A 15,256-nucleotide genomic window follows, 5' to 3' on the forward strand; every position below is an offset into this window, starting at 1 on the left:
TTCGTGCCGGGATGGGGCGAGGTTCCAGACGTGGGAGCCAATTCTTCAACGCGAACCTCCTGCGGTCATCCACTGTCCAATTTCCTCGGGGCTGGTCGCTGCCGTCTCGTACGATTCGGTCAGGCGGCCGGCCGCGATGACGGCGATGCGATCCGACAGTGCGAACAGTTCGGAAAGCTCTTCAGATACAAGCAATATCGCGGTACCCTGGGCGGCCATGTCCAGCAGACGTTGGCGTATCAGCGTTGCCGCGCCGATATCCACGCCCCACGTGGGCTGGGCGACCAATAATACCCGCGGCGTTCGGGTCAGCTCACGTCCGACGATGAATTTCTGCAAGTTACCGCCGGACAGACTCTGTGCCAGTGCATTGGGGCCACCGCATCGCACATCGAATTCATCGATCCAGCGCGCGGCGCAAGCGCGTGCAACGCTGCGGCGAAAACGGCCGAACCACCGTGCTCCGAGCATGCGCGGGCTGCGGTCGGCTGAGTCGGTAAGTGCCGCGTTTTCGGTCAACGACATCGCGGGCACGGCGCCACGGCCCAGTCGTTCTTCTGGAACATATGCCAGACCTTGCGCTCGCCGCGTCTTCACGCCTGCCCGGCTTATCGGCTTGCCGCATAGTTGAATCGTATCGATCGCGGCATTGCGATCAAGGGCCTTTTCACCGGACAATGCGGCGAGCAGTTCCGCCTGACCATTTCCCGAAATGCCCGCAATACCGAGAATCTCGCCTGCGTGCAAGGATAATGTGACATCTTGCAGATGTGCGCCGAATGGGTCTGGATTGGTCACATTGAGATGACGAACCCGCAGGGCGACCGGCCGTGTGACGGTATTGTCCGTTTTATCAAGTAGGCGTTCGTGTGCGCCCGCGCGGCGATAGGCAGGGATATCGCGGCCCACCATCAGTGATGCAAGGCTTTCAACGCCGTGCTCGGCGGGATACACGACACCGGTCACCTTCCCGCCGCGCATGACTGTCGCACGGTGGCAGAGTGTGCGGACTTCGTCGAGCTTATGGCTGATATAGAGGATGCTGCAGCCTTCGGCGGCGAGCCGGCGCAATACTGAAAACAGCTTTTCCACCGCCTGTGGCGCGAGCACGGATGTGGGTTCGTCCATGATCAACAGGCGCGGCGACTGCAGCAGGCAGCGGACGATCTCCACGCGCTGTCGCTCACCCACGGTAAGTGCATGAATATGGCGCTGGGGAGCGATATCGAGACCGTAATCCTGCGAGACCCTGGCAATGCGTCTGGACAGCGAGGGCAGGTCAAATGGCGCTTCCAGCGCAAGGGCGATGTTTTGGGCGACGGTCAGTGTCTCGAACAGTGCGAAGTGCTGAAACACCATGCCGATGCCGAGACGCCGTGCCGCGGCGGGTGAGCCGATCGTTACCGGTTCGCCGTCCCAGAATAAGCCGCCGCTATCCGGCTGAACGGCACCATACACAATTTTCATCAACGTACTTTTACCGGCGCCGTTCTCCCCGACTACCGCATGAATCTCGCCTGGCTGGACCGTCAGGTCGACGCCATCGTTGGCGCGCACCAGTGGATAACGTTTCGAGATGCCGCGCAATGCGAGGCGCGGCGATGTGCCGCCGGGATCGGCCCCGGCCCCTGCCGTCGACGGCTTGCCATCCTTTGCCGCATGTACGGTACCAACGGGATGGACATTTGACGCGCTAATTTTGTTCATACTCAATACCGTATATGTCTCCGGACTATCATTTCAATGTCGATATGGTGGATGCGCGGGTCGTGCGCTCACCATACCGCCAAAAGACACGCCGTACGCGGCCCGCCCTGTAGCGAGACACACCATGAGCCAGCAACGAGAGGCAATCGATACGTATTTGTTGCGGGTCCTTCACACGCTGCTGAACGAACGCAGCGTGACCCGTACCGCCATCAAGTTGAACCAATCGCAACCCGCGGTCAGCGCCGCATTGCGTCGATTGCGCGATATCACCGGTGATCCGTTGCTGGTGCGCGGCAAAGCGGGCATGGTGCCCACCGATCACGGCCTGTGGTTGGTCGAGCCGGTGCGCAATGCGCTTGCGGAAATCGACCGCATCTGCCATCACCAGCCGGTGTTTGATCCTGCAACATCGACGCGCTGTTTCCGTGTGGCGTGTCCTGATTACTTGAATACGCTGTTCATGCCGATGATTGTCGAGCAGTTTCGTCGAGCGGCTCCGCATGCCATCCTTGAAATGCACTCGCTCGGGCCTGCCTATGATCATCAACAAGCATTGGAGACAGGGCAACTGGACGTGATTATCGGCAACTGGACCGAACCGCCCGAGCAGATGCATTTGTCTAATCTCTTGACCGATGAAATCGTCTGTCTGTTGAGTGCCTCTCACCCGTACGCACGCGGCGGCGTGATGACGATGGAGCAATATCTGAAGGCCCCGCATGTCGTACCCACCCCGTACACGGTAGGCAAGCGCGGCGCGATCGATACGTTTCTTGGCCAGGAACGACTGAAGCGAAATGTCGTGGTCACGCTCCCATATTTCAATCTCGTCCCCTACGCCTTGGTTCAATCGGATCTGATCTTCACCACCACCCGCTTGTTCGCCGATTACTACGCCAAGCAGTTGCCGCTGGTCGTGATGCCGGCACCGCTCGCGTTCCCGCCAATGCATTACTATCAGTTGTGGCATGAACGCGTGCATCATTCCAATGAGGTGCGGTGGTTGCGCGGGTTGATCGGTGACGTCGTGCAAGCCTTGCGCAAGGCTTACGGCGTCGCAGAGGGAAGTGGCCCGACAATCACGCCAGGCACCGCGCAACATTGAGGTCTCAAAAATACGATGGCAACCCGCGCGCGCGTAATAACCTCCTTCAGCGCTACGATATAGTTGTCGGCGGAAACCGTCGTATGATCCCCGCAAATCGTACGATAGGGCAGGGCATGCGTTGTCATGCAATGGGACATTGCCCATCATGCGTGGCATCACGAAAGGAGCAAGATGTGAACGGCAGGCTTACAACGCATGTCCTTGATACGGCCGCGGGGCGTCCCGCAGCCGGCATGGTAATCCGCCTCACGCGTATTACCGCCCAAGGCGGAGATGAAATGATTGGCACCTTTCTGACCAATGCGGATGGCCGCTGTGCCGCGCCCTTGCTGGAAGGCGCGGCGCTGACCGCCGCCACGTATGAATTGCGTTTTGCCGCCGGTGATTATTTCCGGACGGTGGAAGCCACGCGTGACCTGTCCGAACCTCGCTTCGTCGATATTGTCATCCTGCGCTTCGGGATTGCCGATCCGACCGCGCACTATCATGTGCCGCTGCTTGTTTCGCCCTGGAGCTACAGCACGTATCGCGGTAGCTGAACCGCATACCTGGCCCGTGCTTTTCAACACGGTATTTGAAAGACCAATGAACGAAGAGAGCGGATGGCGAAGAACACGCTGGACATCATTGTTGCGGGCGCTGGAATCGGCGGCCTTGGTGTTGCATTGGCCTTGCAGCAGGCGGGCCACCGTGTGCGGCTTTTCGAGCGCACGCGCGCATTGCGGCCCGTAGGCGCCGCCATCTCGGTTTGGCCAAACGGTGTCAAGGTGCTTCGCGCCTTGGGCGTGGGGGCGCCTCTCGATGCCGCGGCGGGAAAGATGGACCGGATGTCCTATCATGATCGCGATGGCGGCCTGATGGCGCGATTCTCGTTGCAGCCGCTTTACGATAAAGTGCAAGAGCGTGCCAAGCCCATCGCGCGGATGGCGTTGCAACAGTTGTTGCTCGATGCCGTGGGTGCGCATCACGTGCAATTGGGCGCTACGTGCGAGCGATATGAGCAGGACGGAGCGGGCGTTACCGTTCATTTGACGAACGGGTCGACACATCGTGCGGATCTCTTCGTTGTCTCCGATGGCAGTCGCTCGCGATTACGCGATCAGGTAGCCGGGCAAGTGATTTCGAGACGGTATCGCGGCTATGTCAATTGGAATGGCCGCATCCGCATCGCGCCGGAACTCGGGGTTGCCGATGAATGGACGCAGTTCGTCGGCGATCATCGACGCGTCTCTCTGATGCCGATGGGCGGCGATGCGTTTTATTTTTCTTCGATGTTCCGCTTTCTGACCCGTCCGTCCTGGGTATCGAGATGGAACGTCGGCAGATCGCGCCAGACGGCACCGCGTCGTTGGCGGGCGAGGCCGCGTTTCCAAAGCAAGTTGACCCGGAGCGCCATCGCCGCGTGTTATGTGACCATTTCGACGGCTGGGCGCCACCGGTACGGTATCTGATCGAGCGCATGGACCCGGCGGTAATCGCGAACGTTGCCATACACGATACGGACCCGGTGCCTCGGTTGGCCGATCGTCGCGTCGTCATGATCGGGGATGCGGCGCACGCAATGGCGCCCGACCTGGGGCAAGGCGGCTGTCAGGCGCTGGAGGACGCCTGGGTGCTTGCGCGGGCCTTGGACGGCGAACATGTCGGTGACATTGTCGCTGCGTTACGGCACTACGAACAACAGCGCTTGCCGCGCGTGCACGACATCGTGGAGCGCGCGCGCAAGCGGGCCGCCGTGATCCATGGGGACGATCCTGTGCAGACGCAGGCGTGGTATGACGCGTTACGCGCGGAAACGGGCGCTGATGTCATTGCCGGTCTACACAAGACGATCGATGGCGGCCCGATAAGATGAGTCGCGAGGTGCGGGTCGCGCTTCATCTTATATTCATGGGCGAATCGCTAACGCCGACATCGCGAAAAATGTTAGCCGGCGTCGTTTGAAGGGCGCGCCCTCTCTATCAGGCGGTGAAGAACGTACTCAGGCCCATGCCTCGCAGGCCCTTGCGATAAGCGATGGAGCTACGGTCCGCTGGGATATGCGCTTCAAATGACGGATCGAGCGGCAACCACTCGGGACGTTGCGCCTCTACGATCCAACGGTCCTCTTCGAAGACACGTCGGTTGAATTCATGTACCGCCGACACTGGAAGATCCAGATCGAAGTTGCGAGCGATCGGCGCGAAGAGACGGGTTTTGCGCGCCGATACCGGAGACGCCGCGTTCATGATGACCAGTCGGCCTTCACCGGGAAAATGCACCGTCAAGGTCGCGGTGAAAGGGAGATGAACTTCGAAATGACGCAGCCATTCATAGCCCTCTGGAATGGGCTTGTCCGCGCCCACCGGATAGTTGCCGACATTGCTGCGATAGTCCACGATAAAGCCCTTATCGGTGACTACAGGTGAGTAGGCCGGTACTTCGGTGTTTTCTGGATCGCCGAAGGTGCCGGTGTGAATCCAGCCGAAATGCGCAACATCCAAGAAGCCTTCCATTTGACGTCCGGCAAAGCCGGCGATGTCAAACACAGGGCAATTGATTTGCTGAAAGCCCGCCTCGTCCCAATGTGGCATAACGGGAATGTCAGGTGCGCCGGCCGTATCGTTTTCGGCAACTTCGGTGCTGCCGCGTTTTGCCAGACAAGTCCAGATCAGACCGTAGCGCTCTACGGCAGGGTAGGTGATCAATTGCAGCTTCGCCGCGATCACCGCGGAAGGATTGGCCGGGATATGTACGCAACGGCCTTTCGCGCCAAACTTTAAGCCATGGTACGCGCAGGTGATTGTCTCGCCATCACGCTTGCCCATGCTGAGTGGAACGCCGCGATGCGGGCACACATCGCGTGCGACGATGATGCTGCCATTCGTGCGGTAGAGCACCAGTGGTTCATCCAACAACATCGCGGACACCGGCGCGTCGCCGATATCGCTGGCAATTGCAACGGGATACCAGTGCTGCGCCAGGATGGACCAGTCGTCTGGAACGAAGGTGCTACGAATTGGCGGAGTGAGGTGCGCGAGATCGACGTTCATGTTTGTCCTGGACATTCGTACTGAAGGGGATCTGTTTCCGGTCACGTGGGATCTACCCTGACTATACGTACTTGGTGCGTTTAAATAAATCTCAAAATGAACGATGACGTGTTGTAAAAAGCAATGCGGGCAGCAGCAGTGACGTTGTTTGGTATCCGCTGCCGGCAACCCCCGTGCCGGACCTGGCCGTGCAGTGGTCTGCCGGGGAAGCGGTGACGGGCGCCGGAGGCGATGCCAGCCTATGCTGCGGGACGTCAGAATTTGGTTTTGATACCTGCGCCATACGTCATTCCGGTCGACATATTGTCGTAGTGGTCATACATATACGCCACATAGACGTCAGTCGATTTCGACAGGCGGTAGTCGTATCCAACAGACCAGGTCGAATGTGTCTGGTTCAATCCGCCGGTATCTCGAGAATAGGCATAGGAAGCCATCGCGCTGCCTAGCCCGATAGGAGCCGTTATACCGCCTTGCAAGGTGTTGACGTGCCAACTGCCACTATCTTGCGCGTTCGCCGTGTACATGTACTGGCCATAAAACTTCACGTACTTGAGGTCATAGGTCATGCCCACCTGCGCGATTCCCTGGCTTCGCAGCCCTAGCACGGTTACGTTGCCGCTCACGATGCTGCCGATGTCGCCTGGGGTGGTGTTGAAATTCACATATTGATAGACGGCCGTGGCGGCGAAAGGACCATGGAAATAGAGCAATTGCGCGCTCCATTTCTTTTTACCGCTTTCCCCCGCGGTGTTGCCGAATGCGTACATTGCGGCGCCGGTCAGACCGTTGTAATTGGGGGATTGATACTGTACCGCGTTATTCCAGCCAGAATCCCCTACGGCGCCCTGGTCTGTCGTGTAGGTCGGGAATGTCGACAGGCCGAGATACACATGGGCCACCATCGGGGAGAACGTATAGGAATCCGCGAAAGGATTAAAAAGAATGGTCGATACGAACAGTTGCGTGGTCAGGCGGCCGGCTGTGACTTTGCCGTAGGGCGAGTCAATACCGACATAGGCATTACGCGCGAAAAACGTATCGCCGGAAAATCGACCGTATTGGCCGTTCTGTGCACGGAAAAAACTTTCCAACGTGAACACGGCTTTATACCCACCGCCGAGATCTTCGGCGCCCTGCATGCCCCAGAACGACGTGGACATGCCGCCGCCCCCGACGTTCCACGACGTTTGGTTCGACGGGAACTTCGTCGCGCCGACCCATTCGTCGACTTGTCCATAGAGCGTGACATTCGATTGCGCCGACGCCGGCGCGGCGACCCCGACCGCAACAATAGCCAATGCAGCAAGCGCGACATTGGCGTAACGTGCTTTCTCTGCAAGATGACGCGCGCAGGCGGCAATATTCATGAGTTCTCCTGGATGGGCTAAAAAGAGGCCAGACGATGTCTTGGCGACCGATAGCTTTTGGTGTTGTGTGAATCGGGTCGGGCGCCACTATCTTTGCGGACCATTTTTAAGAAAAAAATAGGTCTTGTTATTGGTCTTATATGAATTTCGATATACCGCATTGCCGCGAAACCGGGCATTTCTGTTCTGCCCGATCAGGTGCCATCGAGGTTTCGTCGAGAAAGACCGGTGCTGTCGTCGAACGCGAGATCGAACGCGTGACTACGTGACTACGTGAAGCGGGATAGTGCGGTCGCACCGCGTGGCCGGCGTTTGGAGCGCAGGATGGCACGCAATTTTGCTTCACAATGACGCGCTCTTTATTAGGCACAGGAAAGCGCGCCATACGGAGATACATGCAGCGCGGTATTTAGCGAAGCATTGGATGATTTCTACGAGGGGCTTTCGACGCCTGCGACCGTGTGCTTGTCTAGGCTTGATGCATTGCCCTGTCGCCCGCTTGTTATTGCGGCCATGTGCGTATTTGATACGTGGTGGCCGCCAAATGGCAATCGGACAACTGCATCGCGCCTATTACCCCGTGGCGTGTGACCTTCGGAAAAATCGAACGACATTCTGGTTTGAATTACGTTGTGTCACCACAACATGTGAGAGAATCAGTTGCAACTTCAATCGCACCGTCGGCCATTATCTGACCGGACAGACCTGTTCCGTCGGCGCGGCAACCAGGTTATGTCAAGGATGAGAGCACAACGATGACGACCCGCGAGGATTTTCTGATTGTTGGCGTGGGCGCTTCGACTGGGGCGGTTGAGGCGCTAGAGGCATTTTTCGGCGACATGCCGCCGGAGCCGAGCCTCGCGGTAATAATTGTTATGTCCGAGGCGTTTGCTCACCACGGCTCACTTGCCGAAACCATGGCGCGCTTTACAAACATGGCGGTCCATCCGATCACCGATGGTATGCCGGTAGAAATAAACAACGTCTATGTGACGGGGCATGCCGCGGTAGTGAGTCTGTCCGGCAGAACCTTGCAAACTGTGCAGCAGATCGAGGGGCCGCGCGAGCGTCATCCCATCGATGTGTTTTTCGCCTCCCTGGCCGCCGATGTGGGGGAACGTTCGGCTGGCGTGCTGCTTTCAGGAGAAGGATCAGACGGCACGCTCGGATGCCGTGCGATCAAGGAGAGCGGTGGGCTGACGTTCGCGGCGATCATCGACGGGAACGGACCGCAGCCTGCAGCGAGGTCATCCAGCGTGCTGTCAAGTGGTGTAGTCGATTTCGCATTGCCTGCCGATGAAATCGGCGGAAAACTTGCGCGACTGGCCGCAGGTACGTTCGAACTTGGCGAGAAGCTGAGTGCCGATACCGAGGCCACCGCATACAACGACGCGCGATTCGCAATTTATGCGGTTTTGCGCAATCAGGTCGGGCATGATTTCAGCGGCTACAAGGTGAAGACCTTTCTACGACGCGTACAGCGTCGCATGCAAGTACTTGAAATCCAGACGACTGAAGCGTACGTCGCGAGACTGAACGATGATGCAAAAGAGGTGGCATCACTGTTCCGCGATCTCCTGATCAACGTAACAGCGTTTTTCCGGGATGACACGGCATTCGCCGCCTTGGCCGACTCGGTCATTCCGAAATTGCTCGAGGGGCGTGGCTCACAGGATACGGTGCGGGTCTGGGTGCCCGGTTGTGCGACCGGTGAGGAGGTGTATTCGATCGCCATGCTGCTTCGGGAGAAGATGGAAAATCTCGACCACGCTCCCCGGGTACAAATTTTTGCAACCGACATTGATGATCAGGCGCTAGCTATCGCGCGGTCCGCGCGCTATCCACTCCCGTTGTTGGAGGGTGTTTCCGAACAACGCCGTCGCCGCTTCTTCGTTCAGGACGGCAGTACATTGGTGGTGGCAAAGGAGGTACGTGACCTCTGCGTTTTTTCTCCGCATAGTGTTCTGCGCGACCCACCGTTTTCCCGGATCGACCTCGTGTCGTGCCGTAATTTGTTGATTTATTTCGGGACAGAGGTCCAGAACCAGGTCATCCCAACGTTTCATTACGCACTACGCCCCGACGGTTATTTGTTTTTGGGGACATCCGAAAACGTCAGTCAGTTCGACGATTTGTTTGTGGCGGTGGAAAAGAAGCATCGGATTTTCAAGCGACGTGCTACTGTTTCGCCGCACGTTCGTTTGCCGTCGGCGGTTACAACATTGAAGGTTGGGCAATTAGCATCACTTACGCCCAGTCGACCACCGCTGGGTGGTGCGTCTCTTCGTCTGGCTGTCGACAGCCATATGCTGGATCGCTTCACGCCGCCTCACGTGCTTGTTACCCGTGATGCTGACGTGGTTTATTATTCGAGCCGCACTGGAAAGTACCTCGAAGCGGCACCTGGCGTACCTACCCGGCAGTTGTTCGCAATGGCGCGAAGAGGACTGGGTATCGAATTACGAGCGGTTTTTCGAGAAGCGGTGGAGTCGGGGCAAGCAGTGACGCGGGAGGGCGTGGTGGTCGAGGGCGAGGACGGTCTGGTTCAAGTCACGAACCTGAGTGTTCAACCATTCGACGAACCCTTCCAGGAAGATCGCTTGTATCTGGTCGTGTTCGAGGACCAGGGCCCAGTACTGACGCGCGAAGAGGCCGTCATGCGTGCGCAAGCCATGCACGACGGAACCGCGGTGCAGTACGAGAAGGAATTACGTGATACGCGCGAACGCCTGCAATCGATGATGGAGGAGTATGAGACGGCATTGGAAGAGTTGAAGTCTTCCAATGAGGAATTGGTCTCCGTCAATGAAGAGTTGCAGTCGTCGAACGAAGAACTCGAGGCCTCGAAAGAGGAGCTCGTTTCCCTAAATGAAGAATTGCACACGGTTAATCTCGAATTAAATGGCAAGATCGACGCCTTGGACCGGTCGAACAGCGATTTGCAGAATCTCTTCGAAAGCACGTCCGTTGCCACCGTATTCCTGGACCGGCATCTCGTCATTCGCTCATTTACGCCAGCGATGGCGGGGATATTCCATATCCGTGCCGTGGATCGAGGCCGTCCCATTACTGAATTGGTAAGTCGTCTGAACTTGCCGGATCTGCAGTCGGATATCGACACTGTTTTCACCAGTGATGAGCCATTGGAACGTCAGGCAAGCAGTCACGATGGCGCAGGGCATTTTCTGGTGCGACTTGCACCTTATCGAGATGGTGAGCGAAAGTCCGACGGCGTGGTCATCTCGTTCGTCGACATCACCGGGATGGTTCATGCAGAACAACGGCAAGATGTGCTGATCGCGGAACTGCAAAATCGCACGCGCAACTTGCTTGCGGTGATTCAGTCCATCGCGCAACAGACGTTAGCCTCTGACCGAACGCTGGAGACCTTCACCAGCCGCCTGGCGGCGCTCGGCCGGCTTCAGGGAATGATCGGCAAGGTCGAGGGCAACCTGGTGGATATCAGCGAGATCATCCGTCTTGAATTCGATGCACTCGGGGTGGGGGATAGCGGTCGGATTACGTTGAGCGGCCCGATGGTACCGCTTGGATTCAGAAATATTCAGACGATCGCACTGGTGTTGCACGAACTGGCGACCAATGCCGTGAAGTATGGCGCACTTGGCGATGAAAATGCGCGTCTTGCGCTTTCGTGGCATATCGTATCCCAGGATGCGGTTCAACCGCTACTGGTGATTGACTGGGTCGAGACCGGATTGCAAAAAGTGCCTGATGACAAGAAGGTTGGATTTGGTCGCGAGTTGATCGAAAAAGCATTGAAATACACGCTTCGCGCGAATACACAACTGACATTCGGCCAAGACGGCATCACCTGTCATATTGAAATTCCTCTGTCCTTGGATGATGATTCGTCGTCGGGATCTTAAGTCAAAAGCGCAGCGTCCGGGCAAAACAGGGCAATCAACGTCGTAGCGTCATCATCGTTATTCGGACCATGACCTCGTACTCAATACGTCGCGTCTCATCTTTTTTCAAGAAATGCCTGTCATGTGCGATCCCGGGCTTGTTCGTTTGCGCATGCGGTGCAACGCCCCTTGATCAGGATATGACGCGGATGGCATCGGCCACCGCGCCGACGCTCACGCCGGAAGGCATGAACGACGCCTCCATGGGTTCCACCGTCCCGGTGTCGCCCATTTCGCGAACAGGGCCGTGTTGCGGTCCGGTCAGTGCGCGTGCGGCGGATGTTCTATCGGTCATCGACACCTCCGATGTCACGCATCGCTGGCGCAAAGGCGAACATATTGCGTGGGATACCGGGTTGCCAGACCGTTCGGAGGAAAGCGAAGCGCGCTACGCGCAGCGTTATCCGAAAGGCACACATTGCAGCGCGTACGTCGCCGCCATCGGCCAACGGCTAGGCATCTACATGCTGCGGCCACCTGCGCACTCCCAGGTTCTACTGGCTTCCGCGCAAACGGCTTGGTTTGGGAGCGGCCAGGGGCGGCAAGCGGGTTGGCTGCCGGTGGCCTCGGCTGTGAATGCCCAAGCGCTGGCGAATGCGGGATATCTGGTTGTGGCGTCTTACCCTTCCCCTGATCCGCATCGTCCTGGACATATCGGTGTCGTGCGCGCCGATGCCGCACGCACAGTGGGGCAGATCGACGCAGATGGCGTGTTGATGGCGCAAGCCGGTGATACGAATGCGGAGCGTATCAGTGCCCGGCTCGCGTTCTCGGCGCATCACGGGGCTTGGCCTGCGCATATTCAGTATTTTGCGCATCCATTAGCTGTCAAGGTAGGATAATCCATCGCGAGTGATATATTCGCATCGTGCCTCTCATCACGGGATGTCTACTTTTTATCTACCATAAAGATTATAGGCTTGTTCAGCTATCGAAATGGTGACCGCCGCGATTGGACTGCCGGTTTGTGCGAGCGTCGCGCACAGCTTTGCGCCGGAGAAAAGCACTTGCGCCATATCGCCTTTTTGCAGGCCCGCGATCATCTTCGACGCATTGACCAATCCGCCTGCCATATCGGTATAGTTCGCGAGTCCGGCGGTGTTGCCAGCCACCTGGTCGAGCACCGCCATGGCATTCAGTCCATGCGCCATTGTGGCAAGCGCGTTGCCTGACAGGGGCGGTCCCCCTTGCATCCATTGCTTGAAAGAGGACACGGAACCGTAAGCATTCGTCAGGGCGAGACCGCCGTTTTTCAGCATGCCCGCGGTATCGATGAAGCTGCGAAGGGTGGTACTGTCGATACCAACTGCCTCGATGGTGCTCGACAAGCCTGTCATGACCGCCGCGCTTGTCGATGGCGTGAGTGCTGCGGTCGTATCGACAGTCCACTGGACAGACGACGTTCCGTTGATTGGCATGGGTGTCTCGTGTCAAGCGAACTGAGGCGAGTGGGCCTCAGGTGGCAAATTTCGCGAAACGTCTAGAATGCTATTTATTTCTCCGTTGATCAGCGACATCGACAAGGCGTCCACATGCTCCGCGAAGGCGGTAAGCACAGCGGTAAAGGCGACTTCGTTCCAAGCGGTTTCCGGAGGTATCCATATCAAAGGCATCAGCAAGGCGTTGTTCTCGGGCGCCATTCCTATGCAGCTCGTGCCGGATAGGCCCGGTGACATATTCAGCGCCAGCAACGCCTTCAGGCTGCGGTGACTTATGCTGTCATCCGCCGTACCGATCTGCCCGGTCAGGATCAGGGCGTGATGATGCGGCGCGACTTCCACGCTTAGCATGGCGTGCCCTTTGGTCCGCAGGGCAAATGCACCGTTCTCGGTAGCGCTTAGCGTAATTCCGAGTGCTGTCTCAATATTCAAGGACCAGCGTCGTAAATCGCCAGTGGCGTCTGCGTTCATCAACATGACCACCCTGCTCGATGCACTGTGATGGCGGTTGTGTAACGCTAAAAAGAGGCGAGTTCCATATACACACACGCCGGTCGCCAGGCCGTGCTTACAGCGGCGTGGCGACCGGCCAGGCGAGTGATGGGGATGTCCAGTCGAGCTTGGTCACGAGGACCAGCAATTGGTCTTGATGCGGGATAGCGCACGCCAGCGCCACGCATGCGCGACCACTGGTCAAGGAATGATACGGTTGACTGAAAACTGGGTGTCCGATCGTGGCAAGCGCCGCGACGAAAAACGGCTTGTTATCCCAGCGGGCATCCCAATTACTTGCCATCGGTGGAAACCGCGGGGCCGGTGGTGGACGATTGCCAGGGAAGGCCGGGTCCAACACCGGCCGCCCCGAAGCGTCCAGCAGGTAGCAGCCATAGCATAATGGCAGTTCGAGCATTGGCAGCGCGTGGAACCCCGGAAAGGGATGTCCATCTGCCCGCAATTGCTCTACGGAGCGACGCATGGCCGACAAATAGGGTTGCAGCTGCGTTTCATACGTCCTGCGTTGCGCGCCATGCATATCCCCGACCTGCTGGAATGCTTGCTCGACGCGCTCGGCACTATCCGATACGGTGATGTTCGCGGCCGTGTCAGGCTGCCCGAGCAGGTAGCCTTGGACGAGATCGACGTTTGATTCTACCGCGAGGATCAGATCCGCCGTTGTCTCGACGCCCTCCACCACGACCAACATGCCGACGTTATGTAGCAAGGACACGAGGTATGGCAGCAGCGGCTGTTTTGTGGAGCGACACCGTGCACGAATCAACCCACCATCCAGCTTGACGATGTCCGGCTGAATACGAAGCAGGCGGTCGAGGTTGGAATGACCGGCGCCAAAATCGTCGATCGCGATCTGGAAACCTCTCTCGCGATAGCGCGCTGCCGCTTCCGAAAGCGCGATGATGTCGCCATCCTGCGATTCGAGGACTTCAATCACGATGTTCGCCGTCGCCAGTCCGGCATGGATGACAAGGTTTTCCAGGAATTCCGGATGACCGGGCAAGATGAAAGTCTGAGGCAGAACATTTAAAAAGAGCCACGCGCCATCGGGCAGCGCATCGTGTGCGTTACTCAGATGCAGCCGCTGCGTCAGGCGATCAAGGGCGGTAAGATCGGCTTTCGGATCAGCGCCGAAAATATGAGGCGGCGATATCGGCGTGCCATCGGCACCGTACCCACGCAGCAGCACTTCGAAACCAACGGCCTTCTGATGCGATAAACTGAATAAGGGTTGAAAATGTGATTTGAGTTCGATGCCTGCCCAAGAGCAAGGCGTGGATGACGGCATAGCGTCAACCGACGCCGCTTGCTGCGCTTTTACCAGATCATCGAGACGTCGCTTCAGTTGGAAATGATGCAAACGGAAGCGATAAAAGCCAGCCTCAAAAAGTACGCAGGCCGAGACACCGACTATGCCCCAGAAAAAGCAAAATATTGCAGCATCGTGACGGAGATCCAGCGTGTTGACCAGGGCGAAACCGATGCCGTAGAAACTTGCTGTGCCGACGATGAAATGCAAGGGGGTGAGCCAGAGCGGCGCCGCAACGACTGGAATCATCACCGCGCTCGGCAGTATCCAGCATAGCGGATCATGTGCGTTGATGGCATTCAGCCACATGCCGCATTCGAGCACCAGCATGAAGGCGGTTCCAATAACGCCGAACTGAGCGGGTCTGTGCGCGCGTGAAAGCAGAAAAACGAGCGCTCCCATGACGATGGCGCAGACCAGGCGATAGGCAACGTAGCCTGCCGTGTCTTGCGTCATCTGTCTAACGAGGGTGGCGAAGACAAAGGCCAGCACCGCGTATGACATCATTGTTGTACAGAACTGGCGTTGCTGCGACAGGGAGTCAACGTGAAAACGCTGCCTGATATCAGGACGAACGACGCTGCTCGAAAAAGCTCTCAGCATGATTTGCCGTACGAAATAGAGGCATCGACATGCCCTTATGTGGCAGCAAGCCGACCCTGTGTAGGAATAAATAACGCATCTCTCCACGAGGGCCGGCGTGTTGCGGGCGTGCCAACGCAGGCGGAGATCATCGATCGACCGCCATCATACCGTATGGAACAACTTATTCCTGTAGCAGCATCATTTCAAGGCTAGACAGAACTGTTATGTTAGTTTTATGAAATATAATTTAAGTGAAATGTAATA

General features: G+C 57.6%; 12 protein-coding genes. 6 read left to right on the plus strand and 6 right to left on the minus strand.

From position 1 onward, the window contains the following. Positions 1 to 45: 45 nt before the first annotated feature. Complete coding sequence (locus tag WM40_RS14930) at positions 46 to 1,707, minus strand: ABC transporter ATP-binding protein (protein WP_082102780.1); 1,662 nt, start codon at positions 1,705 to 1,707, stop codon at positions 46 to 48. A 124-nt stretch (positions 1,708 to 1,831) separates the two neighbouring features. Between WM40_RS14930 and WM40_RS14935 the strand changes: the two genes are divergently transcribed. The 4 genes from WM40_RS14935 to WM40_RS31490 all read left to right on the plus strand — a co-directional run bounded on the left by WM40_RS14935 (position 1,832) and on the right by WM40_RS31490 (position 4,673). Next, positions 1,832 to 2,815 (plus strand): LysR substrate-binding domain-containing protein, encoded by a 984-nt coding sequence (locus WM40_RS14935; protein ID WP_024903321.1) that lies wholly within the window; start codon positions 1,832 to 1,834, stop codon positions 2,813 to 2,815. Positions 2,816 to 2,946: 131 nt separating this feature from the next. After that, a complete protein-coding gene (gene uraH / locus WM40_RS14940) occupies positions 2,947 to 3,357 on the plus strand; it encodes a hydroxyisourate hydrolase (RefSeq protein WP_046153270.1) in 411 nt (136 codons plus the stop codon). A gap of 63 nt (positions 3,358 to 3,420) precedes the next feature. After that, positions 3,421 to 4,269: an FAD-dependent monooxygenase gene (locus tag WM40_RS31485; RefSeq protein ID WP_236693532.1), complete on the plus strand. Its 849-nt coding sequence runs from the start codon at positions 3,421 to 3,423 to the stop codon at positions 4,267 to 4,269. Positions 4,270 to 4,277: 8 nt separating this feature from the next. Next, complete coding sequence (locus WM40_RS31490; protein WP_236693533.1) at positions 4,278 to 4,673, plus strand: FAD-dependent monooxygenase; 396 nt, start codon at positions 4,278 to 4,280, stop codon at positions 4,671 to 4,673. Between the two features lie 106 nt (positions 4,674 to 4,779). Here WM40_RS31490 and WM40_RS14950 read toward each other — a convergent pair whose 3' ends face one another. Together WM40_RS14950 and WM40_RS14955 are read right to left on the minus strand one after the other, a co-directional pair. Beyond that, entirely contained in the window at positions 4,780 to 5,850 is a 1,071-nt protein-coding gene (locus tag WM40_RS14950) for an aromatic ring-hydroxylating dioxygenase subunit alpha (protein ID WP_036009577.1), read from the minus strand. Positions 5,851 to 6,104: 254 nt separating this feature from the next. After that, a complete protein-coding gene (locus WM40_RS14955) occupies positions 6,105 to 7,220 on the minus strand; it encodes a porin (protein ID WP_024903317.1) in 1,116 nt (371 codons plus the stop codon). A gap of 755 nt (positions 7,221 to 7,975) precedes the next feature. Here WM40_RS14955 and WM40_RS14960 point away from each other — a divergent pair. Then, complete coding sequence (locus WM40_RS14960) at positions 7,976 to 11,107, plus strand: CheR family methyltransferase (RefSeq protein ID WP_046153248.1); 3,132 nt, start codon at positions 7,976 to 7,978, stop codon at positions 11,105 to 11,107. A 188-nt stretch (positions 11,108 to 11,295) separates the two neighbouring features. Continuing rightward, the gene (locus WM40_RS14965) at positions 11,296 to 11,988 is read left to right on the plus strand and encodes a hypothetical protein (RefSeq protein ID WP_046153271.1); all 693 of its coding nucleotides are present in this window, start codon (positions 11,296 to 11,298) and stop codon (positions 11,986 to 11,988) included. A 54-nt stretch (positions 11,989 to 12,042) separates the two neighbouring features. Here the strand turns inward: WM40_RS14965 and WM40_RS14970 are convergent, their stop codons facing one another. From WM40_RS14970 to WM40_RS14980, 3 genes are all read right to left on the minus strand, one after another. Then, positions 12,043 to 12,564 carry a hypothetical protein gene (locus WM40_RS14970; RefSeq protein WP_024903314.1) on the minus strand — a complete coding sequence of 174 codons (522 nt, stop codon included), beginning with the start codon at positions 12,562 to 12,564 and terminating at the stop codon, positions 12,043 to 12,045. A gap of 12 nt (positions 12,565 to 12,576) precedes the next feature. Further along, the gene (locus WM40_RS14975; protein ID WP_046153249.1) at positions 12,577 to 13,062 is read right to left on the minus strand and encodes a CesT family type III secretion system chaperone; all 486 of its coding nucleotides are present in this window, start codon (positions 13,060 to 13,062) and stop codon (positions 12,577 to 12,579) included. Positions 13,063 to 13,153: 91 nt separating this feature from the next. Further along, entirely contained in the window at positions 13,154 to 15,010 is a 1,857-nt protein-coding gene (locus WM40_RS14980) for an EAL domain-containing protein (RefSeq protein WP_082102782.1), read from the minus strand. Between the last annotated feature and the right edge of the window lie 246 nt (positions 15,011 to 15,256).

The sequence above is a fragment of the Robbsia andropogonis genome (assembly GCF_000970345.1).
Classification (GTDB): Bacteria; Pseudomonadota; Gammaproteobacteria; order Burkholderiales; family Burkholderiaceae; genus Robbsia; species Robbsia andropogonis.